Source organism: Xanthocytophaga flava, from assembly GCF_030068545.1.
GTDB lineage: Bacteria > Bacteroidota > Bacteroidia > Cytophagales > 172606-1 > Xanthocytophaga > Xanthocytophaga flava.
This window is the reverse complement of the sequence record NZ_JASJOR010000018.1, coordinates 70,111-86,165: the sequence shown is the minus strand read 5'-3', so window position 1 is coordinate 86,165 and position 16,055 is coordinate 70,111. Positions and strand designations below refer to the sequence as shown.

The window sequence follows — 16,055 nt, the reverse complement described above, 5'->3', positions numbered from 1 at the left end:
TGGCACTGCAAAAGTAGTTTTTTTCATTTGAGTTTTTAGTTGGTTATGATCAATGTGGTTTTACAAATAGTGAAAGATACTACCAAGGCAGAAACAAACTATGATTTTTTTATAAATGGTATTTCGTAGATGGCTATTTATTATTTCCTTTTTCTGGAAATAAATATTTGACCACAGCAAAGAAGAAACCAGCTACATTAGCGGTCATAGAACCAATCAAGGCTAATACAATAGCATCACTGAGATGGAAATCCCAGGCTTTTGAGCCACTGGTTACAATGGCAGCTAATACAATCACAAGCCAGCTACATAACATCCAGAAAATACGTTGAGCATATTTTTTCCGCTCCTGCGTATCCTGTTTCTGATCTTCGTTAGCCAGGTTACGGGTATTATTTTCCAGAATAAGTCGTTGCTGCTCCAGAATATGAATTTCACGCTGAATATTCAGTTTCAGACGCAGATCTTCATTCTCAATGCGCAGCCGTTCGATATTTACTTCTCTTTGTGCTTTTTCGTAGGAAGCTATTTCTTCTTCTGAGAGGGAATTGGCATCAGCCAAAGACTTGGATTGCTCTTCCTGTTTGAGTTTGTCCTGTAAGGCCAGCAGATCAATGGGCTTCTTTGTTTCCAAGCGAATTCAGTTTTTGAACGAAATATTCTTTGATGTACTCTTCGTTGATGTCTTTATTGCTGGGGATATTTTTTACACTGCCATATTGCTCATAGATCTTATACCAGGGAGTGCCTTTCTCATGTGTCAGATTAGAAAGAGCAATAGCAGACAGATCAGAGTAGACATACCAAACCACATCCAGAATCTGTTGGGCAGTTTCGTCATTTATACCTGATTTAGCTACAGGCGTATTAAAATCAGGCATCGGCTCTGTAATGTTACTATTGCCAAAGTGTCGGAATGCCTCATATACCGAAGGAATAACCGGCCCATACCGCCAGGCTTCAATCATCTCATTAAAAAGTCGCTGATTAGTTGTAGCCAGATACCAGCCATAGGCAAAGTACATGAGTTTTTGCAGCTTCATAGGAGAAAGGGGTTTATTGTCGGCTTTTCCTTTCGCTAAAAAATAATTTGCTATAGCTGCAGATGAATACATAGGTATAAATTGGTTTACAGTAAAGTTACAGCATGGCTTTAACTTTATCAAGCCCAATAACATCCCTTATCATGTGTAATGATTAGATATAGAAAACAAAAAAGCCCTGTTTGATACAGGGCTTCCTTATTAGTATAATTAAAAGGCTTACTTCATCTTCCGCAAGCTATCCAGTCTCTCTTCTAATGCTTTGATTTTCGCTTCCGCATCAGCCAACTTTTTGCGTTCGGTTTCAACAACTTCCGGTTTGGCATTAGCAACAAAACGTTCATTGCTAAGTTTGACTGAGCTTGAATTTTGGTTTCGTTGTTGCTCTGCTAATTCTTTCTCTGCTTTTGCAATTTCTGCATCAACATCTATCTTCTCTTCCAAAGTCACAAAACATTCATCTGTCTTTACAATGAAGCTCAAAGCGTCATCAACTTTAGTATCTGTGAAGGTTAGTTCTGAAACATTGGCTAACTTCTGAATCAGCTTTCCGAACCGGGTATATACACCTTGATTTTGTGTACGTATACTAAGAGGCAGTGCTGTTTTTGGAGACATACCTCTGTTATTCCGAATATTACGAATCTGAGAAATAACTTCCTGTGCAATAATAGCGTCTTCTATAAGTTGACTATCAAAACTTGCGGTTTTAGGATAAGCAGCAATACAAATACTATCACCCTCTTTCTGATTAACCAGCATCTGCCAGATTTCTTCTGTAATAAATGGCATGAATGGATGCACAACCCGAAGCAACTGATCAAAAATCGCAACCGTCTCCTTAAATACAGCACCACTGATTTTTTCTCCAAATTCCGGCTTTACCATTTCCAGATACCAGGAACAGAAATCTGTCCAGGCAAGATCATATACTGCCAACAATGCATCGGAGATACGATAATCAGCAAAATATCCTTCAATTTCAGCTAACTTCTGATTGAAGCGAGCTTTAAACCATTGAATAGCAATCAGATCTTCAGCAGTAGGAGCTAAAGAGTTATCTATAACGGAATCCAACTCCCACCCTTTTACCAATCGGAAAGCATTCCAGATTTTATTATTGAATCTACTACCCTGATCACAAAGCTTAGAAGCAAGAACATCATTACTCTTATCTGCCAAAAACGCAGCGATCACTTCCGGATCGTTGGACTTTGGTACTGGTGTATCAAAGATCAGGTCATTTCCAGCAGGTGAACTAAACAACAAACCCGTACGCACTCCATCTGCCCCATAACGCTCCATCAAAGCGATTGGGTCAGGTGAATTACCTAACTGTTTCGCCATCTTACGACCATACTGATCACGGATAATCCCTGTAAAGTATACATTCTTAAAGGGTGCCTCATGACGATATTCATAACCAGAAACAATCATCCGGGCTACCCAGAAGAAAATAATATCCGGACCTGTTACCAGATCATTGGTTGGATAGAAATACTGAATATCTTCGTTATTGGGATCTTTCAATCCGTCAAATACAGAGATTGGCCATAACCAAGATGAAAACCAGGTATCCAGTACATCCTCATCCTGAGAGAGTTCTTCTACAGCTAAACCAGGATATTGAGTCTTATATAATTTAAGCGCCTCTTCGTGATTTTTGGCTACTACAAAGTTACCCTGTTTATCATACCAGGCCGGAATGCGCTGCCCCCACCATAGCTGACGCGAAATACACCAGTCCTGAATGTTCTCCATCCAGTTGCGATAGGTATTTTTAAAACGGGCAGGATGAAATTGAATGGTATCATTCAACACGTTTTCCAGCGCAGGTTTTGCCAGTTCATCCATCTTCAGCCACCACTGCAAGGATACTTTGGGCTCTACCACCGTATCAGGATTGCGCTCCGAATATCCTACATTACTCTTATATTCCTCTATTTTTTCCAGATAACCAGCCGCTTCCAAGTCTTTGGCAATCTGCTTACGAATCGTAAAACGGTCCTTGCCCACATATTCTGCAATGCCAGATCTTTCATTCAATGTTCCATCATCATTCAGAATGTCAATCACTGGCAAATCATATTTCTTACCCAGTTCGTAGTCATTCAGGTCATGAGCAGGTGTTACCTTTAAGGCACCTGTACCAAAATCCATTGTCACATACTCATCTGCTATTACTGGGATCTCCCGATTAACAAATGGTACAATCACCTTCTTACCATGTAAATGAACATACCGTTCATCGTTCGGATTTACACAAATGGCAGTATCAGCCAGAATCGTTTCCGGACGAGTGGTCGCAATGGTAACAAAGTCTGATGCAGAACCAGCAATCGGGTATTTTATGTAATACAGCTTTGACTGGCTTTCCTTGTGAATAACTTCCTCATCTGAAAGAGCAGTCTTTCCTTTAGGGTCCCAGTTTACCATGCGATAGGCACGATAAATCTTTCCTTTATTGTACAGGTCTACAAAAACATCAATAACCGCCTCTGACAAAGAAGGTTCCATCGTGAAACGAGTCCGATCCCAGTCGCAGGAGGCACCTAGTTTCTTCAACTGTTCCAGAATGATTCCTCCATATGTCTCTTTCCATTCCCAGGCATATTTCAGAAACTCATCACGGGTAATACTTTTTTTGTCAATCCCCTTTTCACGTAACATTCCTACGACTTTGGCTTCTGTAGCAATAGAGGCATGATCTGTACCTGGCACCCAGCAAGCTTCTTTCCCCTGCATACGTGCTCTACGCACCAAAATATCCTGAATGGTGTTATTCAACATATGTCCCATATGTAATTTCCCTGTCACATTAGGGGGAGGAATCACAATACAGTAGGGCTCTTTTTCAGGATTAGGTTTGGCAGCAAAAAATTTATGCTCTAACCAATACTGGTACCACTTGTCTTCAACATTCTTAGGATCGTAGTTCTTTGCTATTTCCATGATAGTATTTAATAATCAATGTACTGTGCTTTACGTTCTACATATGGTGCATCTGTGCCATTGAAGAATTCAGAAAGCAAAACGTGAATTGGGGTGCAAAATTAGTGACTGTTAGCCGGTATTCAATAGCGGGCATTATTTTTTCGGAAATTTTCCGGGAAATTAGTTGAAAACCCGTAACTTAATAGCTTTAAAAATCTTTTCTTTCATTTTTTGGATCGAAAGAGAGTACTTATTCAGAGGTGGTTTAGACTAATTTATGAAAGCTACGAAGGCATCTTTTGTGCTGCGTCTTCATCTATTTTTCGGCTCATAGCCTAAATAGACTCGCTACAAAGTCTGCTCTTTTCGCTTCTTTAAAATTAGTTCAGACCACCTCTAACACTGGAAAACTATACAGCGGAGTATATCCGTATGGACTTGTAACCAATAACCACTTGTAACTCTTCACTTTCGTAATGCTTTTATCATCCCGACAGACCCGTTTTTTCTTTCTGATGTACATCTTGTTACCTTTTGTTACCGGCCTGGGCCACATATGGCAGGGAGCTACATTTCTTGGAGGAGCCTACCTGTTTGTGACCATCCCTTATAGTATAGCTTACCTGACACTGAGACACCTTTCCCGCATCAGCATTCTATTGTTACAGGCACTGGGAGCATTGATGATGATTGTCATTGCTGCAGACCTGTATCAGCAAGGCAACCAATGGATTCCCTACCTGCTTGTGCTTACTGCCATTCTGAATGTCTATGTCTTCTGGTCTGGCAACAGAAAGAAGGTTGGCAGTGGTCAATAAATATTTGCTATTCAAGTATTATGATTGAGGATTAGTAGCCCAAACCGTAGCCTCTGTTACAAACCCTCTATCGTTCATCTGCAGCATGCTTACAATGGTATGCGCAATCTCAATCGCCTCCAACTTGGACGGACTATGAGGACGCACTTCCATGCCTGAGTTACTAACAAAGTTCGTTTGTACCTCACTGGGGTTTACCAGCATAACCCTAATGTTGTTCTTCCGAAGCTCCTGTCTCCAGCACTCTGTCATCCCTTTCAGTGCAAACTTGGTTGCAACATAAGCTGTTCCACCTGCAAATCCATTTAACCCGGCTGTGGATGAGATATTGACGATATTGCCATAATTTTTTGAGACAAAGTGTTTAACACTTTCCCGGCCAGCGATCATCGCTCCTACTACATTGGTAGCAAGCAACTCCTGAAATTTTTCTGTAGATAAGTCTGCCAGCTTCGAAAAATAACCATAAGCAGCATTGTTAATTAATACATTGTAATCTCCAAATTCACGTATCACTGTTTCAACAATCCGTTTTACATCCTCTTCCTTGCTAACGTCGCCTTGAATGGGGAATGCGCCGGATTCTTTGGCAGCTTCATGTAAACGGGTATCATTCCGTCCACAAATAGCTACCTGAGCCCCTAGTGATACCAATTGTTTGGCAGTTTCCAGTCCAATACCTGAACTACCACCTGTAATCAATACTTTAGCCTGTTGTAAGTTCATACATCAAAAAGATAGTGTGTACAAATCAAAAAAGTTATGGTAAGAATTTTCTCAATGTCAGTATACAACTCAGTTAGGCATTCAACAGTTCACAGGTATCATTTTTTTACTTATTCTGTGCCTATTCTACACAAGGAAAATATAGTATGCATACCACTTTTATTAAAACCATAGCCTGTATTAAAAACATAATCCTGCCTGCCAGTTTTACAACGTTTTCAAAATCTATAACCTGTCATTATCAATATAAATCCATTAAATATCTCAGTCTGTTCCGATAAATTTCTGTATTTATTGCATATTTGACCAACAAGCCTCTAAAGTATTTTTTTCATTTCAACCTTTATTTATGCCCAGTCCCTATACCCGAAAGCAACGCAAAGGAGCCATGCTGGTTCTGATTATCCTATTGTTTTGTTTTCTTGCTTATGCCCTACGTGGTTTTATTACTTCCTTTTTTGGAGCATTAATCATTTACACATTGTTTCGTTCCTGGCATCAGAAACTGGTAGAGCAGCGCAAATGGAAACCAGCCTTAAGTACTACCATGATTCTGATTGTCTCCTTTCTGCTTATTATTCTACCTGTTGGGATTGTAGTATATCAGGTTGCTAATCAGGTTGTGCAGCTTGTGAAAGATCCGACAGTGGTTACAGGTATTATAGCCAAAATCCAGCATTATCCACTTTACCAGAAGTACGTAGATCCCCAGCTGTTACAGGATCAACTGAGTCGTATAGGCCAGGTAGCTGTGAATATTTTCGGCACAACCCTCAATGGTTTGGCCAATAGTATAGCTACGATTAGTGTTATGTATCTGATCCTCTACTTTATGTTTGCTCATTACAAAGCAATGGAAACCTGGCTTATGCAGTACCTGCCCTTCAGTCCGAGAAACTCTTATCAGTATGCGGATGAATTACGAAATATCACTTACAGCAATGTGATTGGCTCAGGCATTATTGCTGTTATTCAGGGTGCTTTGGTAGGCCTGGGCTTCTGGCTCTTTGGTATTCCTCAGCCTTTCTTTTATGGAACTATTGCTGTATTTGCCTCTTTTATTCCAGTAATAGGGTCTGCACTTATTTTTATACCCGGTAGCCTGTTTGCTCTTGCCAGTGGCGAAACAGGTCACGGTATCGGATTATTGTTATGGGGATTCATTCTGGTAGCCAATATTGATAATGTACTACGGATGGTCCTGAACAAGAAAATAGGTGACACTCATCCACTCATTACGTTTCTGGGCATTATTGTTGGCCTTCCGATTTTTGGCCTAACCGGATTGGTGATTGGCCCCTTACTACTCTCCTTCTTTGTTTTGTCTGTACAAATGTATACCCGCAACTATCTTTCAAAACCTGCATCCGAAAAAGAATTAGAGATCAAGATAGTCAAAGAAGAATCAACAGATAGCACTCAGAATCCATCTGACCGCAAAGAAGATACAGACACAAATAAATAATTGGCAGAAAGATTACCCCGACTTGCCGATGGCTTTTTGGCTGAATATGTTGTCAGACTAATTTTAGCAAAACAACATGTTCAGTCAATTACAACGAATCGATTGTATTAACGGATAAAACCACAAACAAGAAAAATTAAAACAGAAAAACAACAACTTAAATACAATTATAAACACACACATATCATACACTCCAGACACAAAGACAGAATATCACATATAATACTTTAAAAATTACAATACTTAATACATCATTTTTTAGTACCTTTAAAGAAAAACAAGAAATCATCAACTAACATTTTTCTTTAATGGCAAGACATACTACCACCTCTGCAATACGTAAACACAAATCAGAATACTACCGTCTAATGGTAGAAGAAGCACATCTCAATGAGCAGCTTCATCATATGCTCAAACGAATCCGAAAAATTGCACAAGATGAAAAGCAATCTCTTGCCAACCACATTCATTTAACAAACTTACTGGCCCAGGCAACTCAGCAGAAAGTAGAACTGGAAACTCAACCTGCCTCCAAAGAACGAAATAAGCAGTTGAAGAAAGCTGAATCGGTATGGAAGGATCTCACTATTCAACACAAACGTAATGATCTTCGTCTGGCTGTATTGGACAAGAAAAAAGATAAGGACAATGCAGCTAAATATATTCTCAAAGAACTGAAACGCGATGAAGTACGCATTCGCGCAAAGGCTGCCTATACTATATGGAAAAAACTTGAGCAGGAAGAACAATACGAGTTTATGGACTTTGAAATGTTCAAGGCTCTCCATTTTGTCAAAACCCAGAAACAAATAGCCTCAAATCATTCTCATTCTACCAGATCCACTAGAGATGGAGACTCTTCTATCAGTCCCAAGACTCAGCCATCTGTTGAAGTAACACACTCTGCAATAACTGTGTATTCACGTGGTGAAAGACAACTAACTTCACATGTGTCTGCTTCTCCACGTATATATTCTCCTTGTATTCTTAGTAAGCGAGAAGTCTACTCTGTTGCTGCACCGTTTGTTCGAGGGAGCAAGAGTGAGTCAGTATCAGACTTGTGTCTCTGATAAGAGTTAAAATTTTATTCTATTTTCCGTCACAGATTTGCAATCTACTGCCAATCTGCAAGTACTTTATTGTCCTTATTATCATTCAGTCCCAAATAAGTGATCAGTTTGGCTTATTACTTAGTAACACTTTTCTAAGGTTTTGGTAACTTTTCTATAAAGACACCAGATTTGTTAACAACACGAAAATGCCTTATAGATGGAAAATAATGCCATAGATTATAAGATTCATTTGTTAATTCACCAATTTTCCAAAAATCTACAAATTCTAAGTTTGAGGCATACTTAATATTTAAAATATCAATCAGGTGTTTTGCACTATAGACTCGAAGATCGGATAAACTTTGATGGTTTACAGTAATTCCTTGTAATGACTCTAGCTTTTTAGCCCCATCAATTATGATTTTATCAATACGCACACTGTTCTCAATACCTTTTAAATCTTGAATTAATGTATTATGTAGGTATATTTCATTTAGATTCAGCCATTTTTCAAAAAGCGTCAGATTTCTTGCAGTATAATTCTCAATCATTATAATACGCATTTTTTTACAATCTTCTAATGATTTAATATTACTACTCCAGTAAATATTTGCATCCGTTAGGTGAGGGAAATTAGAAAAGTCAACTTCTTGCTTGTGTTTAAATCGGATACCTATCCTTTTAAGATTGTTACAGGTATTGATAGCTGAAATATCAATATCATCCTTACGAGGGCTAACAATAGTGACACCTTCTATGTACAAATTATTTCTCAGGAATTCTAAATCAGGAATAATAGCCCCTTCACAATCGTTAATTTCCACATTTTTTATATTCTTTCTGTATAGAAAATCTAAGGAAGCTTTCAAATTTGTTTTGAGTCTAAGACTCTTTCCCCAGTCTGGTGTCGATATATTATTGATAATAGTAAAGCCTTCTTCCTGCTCAAAGTGAAACATATAATTTAGTTTTTTGTACCTAGTATTTTGATTGATTACATATTCTGTTCGTATTCTTTATTTTTAGTAAAGCTATGAGATACCATAATACATATTACCTTCCTGAATGATTTTATTCTTATTTTTTAATACTATCTAATACTTTTTTAACACTATCTATTCCTCAAACCAAGCCTTCTCAAAATATTTCATAGATTTATCCCCAGTCTGCTCCAAGTATAGCAGGGATGATTTTTTATAATTTATTTACTACATCACACTGTGTATCCGGAAACGGATTCCACTGTATGGGATTATCAATACTATCCTTTTTTATAAACCGTTTACACTTACTTTTCTATGAAAAAAACAAACCTGGCTCTGCTTTCGCTATTTGGCCTGGGACTTTGTTACCCTTTTACTTTGTACGCGCAAAAGAATAAAACCTTTCAGCTTTTATCCCCCAATAGCACCATTCAGCTTACGGTTGAGGCAGGAAAAAAAATGCAATGGAGCGTAAAGCATGGTTCCGAGTCAATTATTGAACCATCGCCTCTATCATTAAAGCTGGCAGGTGGAGAGGTTTTGGGAGATGCAGCAAAAATCACATCATCTAAAACAACCAAAATTAATCAGCAGATCAATGCACTTAACTACAAAAAAGATATAGTTCCAGATCAGTATAATCAACTGGTCCTAAACTGTAAGGGAGGTTTTGGAATCATTTTCAGAGCGTATAACGATGGAGTTGCCTATCGCTTTTTTACCACACGGAAGGATTCGCTAACCATTGAAAACGAAGAAGCGGGGTTTCATTTCAGAGAGGATTATCAGGCATATATTCCGTATGTAAATGAACCCCATAACAACGATGTATTTGAAACTTCTTTTGAAAATAATTACCAGCACATTGCTCTTTCAAAAGTAAAAAAAGACACACTAGCTTTTGCCCCTATTCTGGTTGAATTGCCCAATAATAAGAAGGCTGTTATTACAGAAGCAGATCTGGAAGAATATCCGGGTATGTTTCTGCAAGCAAGTCGGCAAGGGTATGCTCTACAAGGGAAGTTTGCTCCTTATCCTCTGGAAGAAAAGAAAGCCGGACATAACAACCTGCAGGCCTATGTTATGAAACGGGCTAATTATATTGCCAAAACTGCCGGTTCCCGTAGCTTTCCCTGGCGTACTGTGATTATTAGCACCACAGATGCAGAATTGCTTAACAATGATATGGTCTACAAACTGGCATCTCCATCCCGTATAAAAGATCCCTCATGGATTAAACCAGGCAAAGTAGCTTGGGACTGGTGGAATGACTGGAACATTACCAATGTTAATTTTCAGGCAGGCATCAACACAGCTACCTATAAGTATTACATAGACTTTGCGGCTAAGCATAAAATCGAAAATATTCTGTTGGATGAAGGCTGGGCAGATAGTCAGGATATTATGAAAATTGTTCCTGAAATCAATCTTCAGGAGATTGTGGATTATGGCAAAAGCAAAAATGTAGGGGTATGGTTATGGGGAGGCTGGCTGCCTTTGGATCAGAAAATGGATCTGGCGCTAAGTACCTATTCCAAAATGGGGATCAAAGGCTTCAAAATTGATTTCATGGATCGGGATGATCAGAAGATGGTAAACTTTTTTTATCGTTTTGCTCAGAAAGCAGCAGAATACAAAATCATGTTAGACTATCATGGGGCCTACAAACCTACCGGACTGCAGCGTACCTATCCTAACGTAGTGAATTTTGAAGGAGTACGGGGCTTGGAAAATGTGAAATGGTCCAACACGGATTTTCCTTTGTATGACTGCACTATTCCATTTATCCGTATGATAGCAGGACCAATGGACTACACTCCCGGTGCAATGATCAATGCTAACAAAGGCAGTTTCAGGGCGATTAATTCCAGTCCGATGAGTCAGGGAACACGCTGTCACCAACTGGCAATGTACGTAATCTTTGAAGCTCCATTTGAAATGCTTTGTGATAATCCAACCAACTATATGCGGGAAGAGGAAAGTACACGATTCATTGCTTCGATCCCTACCACCTTTGATCAGACCGTAGCCCTGGATGGGAAAGTATCTGAGTATTGTGCCATTGCCCGCAAAAAGAAAGATACCTGGTATGTAGGCACAATGACCAACTGGACGCCTCGTGATATCTTACTGGATCTTTCGTTTCTGGGAGCAGGAAACTTTGAGGCTGAAATCTTTAAAGATGGAGTTAATGCAGACCGAAATGGTATAGACTATAAACGGGAAGTGATTAAAGTATCTTCAAAAGATAAACTCAAGATACATATGGCAGGTGGTGGTGGCTGGGCAGCGCGGATTTATCAAGCGAAATAAGCATTCATCTTTTATTAGAAACCTGAGTCATCCCGAGTTTTAGATGAGAGTACAACCCAAGTCTATGTTTTTGAAAATATGGGCTTGGGTTTATTTCTAAGAGACATTTCTTCCCTCGTTTCTTTATTGTTCCTTTTATTATTCTATTTGCATCCTCTTCATTTTTGCTTGTCTTTTCCTGATTTTTTTTTATTGTTCCAAACATCATTCTTCCTGTGGCTCCTTCATTTTTTGCTTGCCCAAAAAACGAAGCAAAAAAGGGCAAAAAATTCCAAAGCTTCGCCCCACAAGGCCAACGCTAGGCCCGCGGAATTTTTATCCTTACGCACCTACACTACCTTTCACGATTGAAGTTAACTTTGCTCTCTTTGTAACCTTTGTTTTTATGTTCTTAATAACATCCTTTACTCGGGACGATTCATGTTTGCATTCAGGATATTCCAAATACCTTTTACACAGGCTCAAGAGGAATGTAGACTTCTTTTACTAGCCTGGAATATACCACTAGGGCAGGATTAGACATAAAAACCTCAAATCCAAATAATTCCGCAATTTTATATCCACTATCAGGTAACCATTGATCATGAAAAATCTGTAAAGCGCGAAAAGTATCCCTCACCCCTCCTCTGACTTTAAAAACAGCATATTTCCCTCTGGAGATAGTTATTGTCTCTGTATTTTTTGGTATAGCCTGTTCTTTTGAAATACTGATGCAGGTGCCATATCTATCCTGATGAGGATAAATCAGCCCCAGCATTCGGGTATCAGAAGTGAGCATATCATGTGCATCGGCAAAGCGTAAAATGTCCTTAAACGATTGCTGAATCATGGTTTCATCCTGTAACGGTGCATTGATAAAAATGCCTCTCATCTCTACAATCTTTTTGATTTCTACTTTCAATGTCTTTTTGCTGCCACCTTCTGCATACACTATTTTTTTTGAATCTATCAGTCCTTTTAGATGGAAAGATTCCTTACGGATAATTACCTGTTGCTGGTGTTGTACTTGTCGCATTTTTTCAGCAGAGATGCCGAAATAGCTCTTAAAAGCTCTGGCAAAAACAGCAGGAGAAGAAAATCCACATTCATAGGCAACTTCTGTAATAGATTTCTGTCCATACACAATCAGGTAATGTGCCGCAGTTTCGAGACGCATACGGATTATATACTGCTTGGGTGATTCACCCATTGCCTGTTTAAATAATTTCTGCAGGTGAAAGGGGGAATAGTTTGCTTTCTCAGCCAATACCTCCAATGATATATCATTGTTCAGATTCTTAAGAATGTAATTGATTACAGTCTCTAACCGCTGTTTGTGTTCTTTGGAAATATCTTTTGGTAACATAACGTATTGGCTATGATGCAGGCAGTATACTCCTGCAATCTTCAATGTAGAAAAATTTACTATATCAGACACCAGACAATACTTCGATTTAAAGAAGTTCTTTACCAAAGAAGGAGCCAACTGAAGCTATACAAGCTAGTTATATCCAAACAGTTCTGCGTTATTCATAGACAAGAGCTTGCCGGGTCGAAATCGCAATAACAGAACGAGCAGGAATACGGCTTGCCAGCCATCCAAATAGCAGTGTTACCACAAGTGTGATTACAAATCCGGGAATGCTAAAGGCATAGGCAAGAATAGAGTTTTGTCCCAGCATCAGATTTCCAAAAAATAAAGCTGCCAGTTGACTCAATGGATAAGCTATAATCAACCCCAATAAAACACTCATGATACTAATCAAAAATCCTTCTCTGACAAACAAACTATAAATCTGTGCAGAGGTCGCTCCGATAGCTCTCATAACTCCAATTTCACGGGTACGTTCCCAGATATTGATACCAGTAGCAGAGGCCATGCCTACAGCACTTACTACCAATACTAGAAAGGAGAGTATAAGAATGGTCGTAAGAATAATATTTAAATGAGCATAAATGATTCTTACCCGTTCAGCCTGAGACATTACATACACTACATTGAGATCAGAAGAACTGATAGCACTTTCAATTTCTCTTTTTAGGGCCATTACCTGATCGTATCTGTTTTCTTTTGCCACAAATACCAATGTATTAATCAGATGGGAAGGATTTACCAAATTATCATAGTGTGCAATGTCCAGATAAATTTTAGGTTTCTCAAATTGTTCAGCGATACCAACCAGAGTTACATGACAAATTTTGTTTCCAATAGTTAGATCAAAAGAAGAGCCTATTTCCGGATGGTTGTATAACGCCCATGCCTGCTGATTAATTACTACTTCTACTTTTTTGCTTACCTGCAGCCATCTTCCCTGAAGTATTTTCATATGTAATCGCTGTGTTTTGGCAGGCAACGCTACGATACCAACACCTTTAGTTGTCGCAACTACTTTTGATTGAATCTCTCCTCTGCCTCCTACCCACATCTCAATGGTTTTTACATTAGTGAGCTTTTGAAATGGCTGTAAAGCTTTCTGACGGGAAACTGGCTTATCCAGCACAACCTGTACATCATACCGTAATTCATCCTTTTGCCCTTCCAGCAGATTCCATAATGATTGTCGGACATTAAACCCTGTACTAAAAATTGCAACACCCAGTGCCATTGTCAATACAGTTACCACTAATCTCCGCTTACTTCGTTGTGCATTGCGTATAGCCATTATCCATGCTTCGGATAATTTTAACCGTCTTAGTAGAGGATAGTTACTCCATTTTGTTTGTTGGACAATTCCATAATCGCTTAATGCTATCCGGATTGCTATCTTTGTACCCCGGACAATGACTCCTAACGAAAGAAGTACAGGTAAAAACAAGCTGAGCAGTAGTAGATACAAGTAAACCTGTACAGGAACTGTCTTTGTCAGAATATCAAAATTAAGCTTGCCAGCTACAAATCCTGCAAATGCCTGGCCTGATACAGAAGCCAAAGGAATGGCAATCCCACCAGCCATAGCACCTATCACCAAAAGGACAAAGATATACATTCGAAAAATCTGAAAACGTGAAGCGCCTATAGCTTTCAAAATTCCGATTTGTCGGACGTGGCTGACCAACATAGAACGGACCAACTGTGATACCAACACTGCTCCCATCAGAAACGCTAATAATCCGATGGCTCCAATAAGAAACAACAATGTGTTTAACTGCCATTGATGTGGATGTTCATTGAATCTGGGAATGTCAATAGATTGAACTGTTACACCTGATCTTTGTAATACATCTGTTAGCAAATGTACTTTCTGTTCAACCTCTTCTGCAGAATGCACATTTCTGAAACGCACAATGATTCGCCGATGTGTAAGTAAACCTGTTATCTGCTGATACGTTTGGGGATCAGTATAAGCATAAATGAAAGCATCCTGAGTAGCCGGTGCCTGTCCTGGATCAAAACATATCCCACTAACCTTGACTGTCTTCACTGAACTACCGATTCGCACATTCACTATTGATCCATTTCGAATGACAGATACATTTTTGCCATCCCTTTCTATCAAAACGGATCCCTTTTCAGGAGTTGCAGCTCCTTCCTGATGAAAAATTCTGGCAAGTTTTATATCTGAAAAATCATCTACACTGTACAACCATAATGGTATCCATACATCAGGCCGAACTTCAATACGGTGTAGGGAAAAATCACGAAATTCGGCACTTTCTATTTCTGGTAAACTAAGTAAACGGGGTGTATCCTGTTTATCAAAATCAGAAGAAGTGAATACAGCATGTGCAGGTAGTGTCCGCAGGTAGTTTTCCTGCAAATCATGCGTCAAAATAACATAGGCTATCCCTACCGTTCCTATACCCCATATACCCAGTAGTAACGCAAATACAACAGTCAATGAGCGTTTTGGACTATAAGTCAAATCACGGACTGCTTTTCTAAGTTGTGTATTCATGCTATAATTTCGTTGACAGGAGGTGTGACAATTTCTCCATCTGCTAACCAGATAGTACGCTGATACTTCAAGGATGTATCTTTTTCGTGTGTTACAACGATTACCGTTTTGCCATTTTGAGCTAACTCCTGAAAAATCTGATGAACAGAGGCCGCTGTTTTGCTATCAAGATTTCCTGTAGGTTCGTCCGCAAGAATCACAGGTGGATCGTTCGCCAATGCTCGGGCAATGGCTGCACGCTGCTGTTGTCCTCCGGATAAAGAAGCAGGCATTTTATCTGCCTGATCTGCAATCCCAACCTGTGTTAAAAGTGTAATAGCCCTTGTTTCTCGCTGAGATCGGGGAATTACATTGACAAACTCCATAGCAAGCAGCAGATTTTCACGAATGGTAAGAGTGGGAATCAACTGAAAGAATTGAAACACGATTCCTATATTCTTTCCACGCCATCGTGCCAGTTGATCTTCATTCAGCTCATTGAGTTGCGTATCATTGATCCTGATGATCCCTTCTGTGGGATGATCTATCCCTGCAATCATATTGAGCAAAGTTGACTTCCCACTACCCGATTTACCTACAATAGCCAGATATTCTGCCGACTGAATAATCAGAGAAATAGTTTTCAATGCTGTATAAGATCGTTCCGAAGAATGAAATGTTTTGGTGACACCTTCCAGATATATCATTGTCTATTGTTGTTTGTATTGCACAAACATAGATAGCACGACTACCAAACTCTTTGCATTTCCTGGCAATCACTTTGCATTTCTTGTGATTGATTTTCGACTCTGCAACCCAGACAATAGACAGAATCTCTCAATATGATTTTCAGCATTTAGTTACTTT

General features: G+C 39.2%; 13 protein-coding genes. 4 read left to right on the top strand and 9 right to left on the bottom strand.

Annotated elements, in window-relative coordinates; all coding sequences use genetic code 11:
• Positions 1-133: 133 nt before the first annotated feature.
• The 3 genes from QNI15_RS23970 to QNI15_RS23960 all read right to left on the bottom strand — a co-directional run bounded on the left by QNI15_RS23970 (position 134) and on the right by QNI15_RS23960 (position 3,995).
• A complete protein-coding gene (locus QNI15_RS23970) occupies positions 134-634 on the bottom strand; it encodes a hypothetical protein (RefSeq protein ID WP_314004419.1) in 501 nt (166 codons plus the stop codon).
• Positions 612-1,115 (bottom strand): Panacea domain-containing protein, encoded by a 504-nt coding sequence (locus QNI15_RS23965; protein ID WP_314004421.1) that lies wholly within the window; start codon positions 1,113-1,115, stop codon positions 612-614. The genes QNI15_RS23970 and QNI15_RS23965 overlap by 23 nt, the downstream gene beginning before the upstream one ends.
• 147 nt (positions 1,116-1,262) lie before the next feature.
• On the bottom strand, positions 1,263-3,995 hold the full coding sequence (locus tag QNI15_RS23960; RefSeq protein ID WP_314034029.1) for a valine--tRNA ligase: 2,733 nt from the start codon (positions 3,993-3,995) through the stop codon (positions 1,263-1,265).
• 458 nt (positions 3,996-4,453) lie between these two features.
• Here QNI15_RS23960 and QNI15_RS23955 point away from each other — a divergent pair, with 458 nt between their 5' ends.
• Positions 4,454-4,795, top strand: coding sequence for a hypothetical protein (locus QNI15_RS23955; protein ID WP_313984804.1), 342 nt, complete (start codon positions 4,454-4,456; stop codon positions 4,793-4,795).
• 18 nt (positions 4,796-4,813) lie between these two features.
• On the opposite strand, the gene QNI15_RS23950 is transcribed toward QNI15_RS23955, so the two are convergent.
• Positions 4,814-5,521: an SDR family oxidoreductase gene (locus QNI15_RS23950; protein ID WP_313984806.1), complete on the bottom strand. Its 708-nt coding sequence runs from the start codon at positions 5,519-5,521 to the stop codon at positions 4,814-4,816.
• Positions 5,522-5,870: 349 nt separating this feature from the next.
• Here QNI15_RS23950 and QNI15_RS23945 point away from each other — a divergent pair, with 349 nt between their 5' ends.
• Together QNI15_RS23945 and QNI15_RS23940 are read left to right on the top strand one after the other, a co-directional pair.
• Positions 5,871-6,986 (top strand): AI-2E family transporter, encoded by a 1,116-nt coding sequence (locus tag QNI15_RS23945; RefSeq protein WP_314004425.1) that lies wholly within the window; start codon positions 5,871-5,873, stop codon positions 6,984-6,986.
• A gap of 308 nt (positions 6,987-7,294) precedes the next feature.
• Positions 7,295-8,056, top strand: a complete 762-nt coding sequence (locus tag QNI15_RS23940; RefSeq protein WP_314034027.1) for a hypothetical protein — start codon at positions 7,295-7,297, stop codon at positions 8,054-8,056.
• Positions 8,057-8,190: 134 nt separating this feature from the next.
• Here the strand turns inward: QNI15_RS23940 and QNI15_RS23935 are convergent, their stop codons facing one another.
• A complete protein-coding gene (locus tag QNI15_RS23935) occupies positions 8,191-8,997 on the bottom strand; it encodes a hypothetical protein (RefSeq protein WP_314034025.1) in 807 nt (268 codons plus the stop codon).
• A gap of 339 nt (positions 8,998-9,336) precedes the next feature.
• Here QNI15_RS23935 and QNI15_RS23930 point away from each other — a divergent pair, with 339 nt between their 5' ends.
• Positions 9,337-11,334, top strand: a complete 1,998-nt coding sequence (locus tag QNI15_RS23930; RefSeq protein ID WP_314034023.1) for a glycoside hydrolase family 97 protein — start codon at positions 9,337-9,339, stop codon at positions 11,332-11,334.
• Between the two features lie 4 nt (positions 11,335-11,338).
• On the opposite strand, the gene QNI15_RS23925 is transcribed toward QNI15_RS23930, so the two are convergent.
• The 4 genes from QNI15_RS23925 to QNI15_RS23910 all read right to left on the bottom strand — a co-directional run bounded on the left by QNI15_RS23925 (position 11,339) and on the right by QNI15_RS23910 (position 15,895).
• Positions 11,339-11,599: a hypothetical protein gene (locus QNI15_RS23925; RefSeq protein WP_314034021.1), complete on the bottom strand. Its 261-nt coding sequence runs from the start codon at positions 11,597-11,599 to the stop codon at positions 11,339-11,341.
• Positions 11,600-11,785: 186 nt separating this feature from the next.
• Positions 11,786-12,679 carry an AraC family transcriptional regulator gene (locus QNI15_RS23920; RefSeq protein WP_314034019.1) on the bottom strand — a complete coding sequence of 298 codons (894 nt, stop codon included), beginning with the start codon at positions 12,677-12,679 and terminating at the stop codon, positions 11,786-11,788.
• Between the two features lie 160 nt (positions 12,680-12,839).
• Positions 12,840-15,209: an FtsX-like permease family protein gene (locus tag QNI15_RS23915; protein WP_314034017.1), complete on the bottom strand. Its 2,370-nt coding sequence runs from the start codon at positions 15,207-15,209 to the stop codon at positions 12,840-12,842.
• Positions 15,206-15,895, bottom strand: coding sequence for an ABC transporter ATP-binding protein (locus QNI15_RS23910; protein ID WP_314034015.1), 690 nt, complete (start codon positions 15,893-15,895; stop codon positions 15,206-15,208). Before QNI15_RS23910 ends, QNI15_RS23915 begins: the two co-directional genes overlap by 4 nt.
• Positions 15,896-16,055: the final 160 nt, after the last annotated feature.

Excerpts from the sequence above, each read along its gene's own strand:
- QNI15_RS23965 (WP_314004421.1), bottom strand. The coding sequence starts at position 1,115 with ATGTATTCATCTGCAGCTATAGCAAATTATTTTTTAGCGAAAGGAAAA.
- QNI15_RS23960 (WP_314034029.1), bottom strand. The coding sequence starts at position 3,995 with ATGGAAATAGCAAAGAACTACGATCCTAAGAATGTTGAAGACAAGTGG.
- QNI15_RS23955 (WP_313984804.1), top strand. The coding sequence starts at position 4,454 with ATGCTTTTATCATCCCGACAGACCCGTTTTTTCTTTCTGATGTACATC.
- QNI15_RS23950 (WP_313984806.1), bottom strand. The coding sequence starts at position 5,521 with ATGAACTTACAACAGGCTAAAGTATTGATTACAGGTGGTAGTTCAGGT.
- QNI15_RS23945 (WP_314004425.1), top strand. The coding sequence starts at position 5,871 with ATGCCCAGTCCCTATACCCGAAAGCAACGCAAAGGAGCCATGCTGGTT.
- QNI15_RS23940 (WP_314034027.1), top strand. The coding sequence starts at position 7,295 with ATGGCAAGACATACTACCACCTCTGCAATACGTAAACACAAATCAGAA.
- QNI15_RS23935 (WP_314034025.1), bottom strand. The coding sequence starts at position 8,997 with ATGTTTCACTTTGAGCAGGAAGAAGGCTTTACTATTATCAATAATATA.
- QNI15_RS23930 (WP_314034023.1), top strand. The coding sequence starts at position 9,337 with ATGAAAAAAACAAACCTGGCTCTGCTTTCGCTATTTGGCCTGGGACTT.
- QNI15_RS23920 (WP_314034019.1), bottom strand. The coding sequence starts at position 12,679 with ATGTTACCAAAAGATATTTCCAAAGAACACAAACAGCGGTTAGAGACT.
- QNI15_RS23915 (WP_314034017.1), bottom strand. The coding sequence starts at position 15,209 with ATGAATACACAACTTAGAAAAGCAGTCCGTGATTTGACTTATAGTCCA.
- QNI15_RS23910 (WP_314034015.1), bottom strand. The coding sequence starts at position 15,895 with ATGATATATCTGGAAGGTGTCACCAAAACATTTCATTCTTCGGAACGA.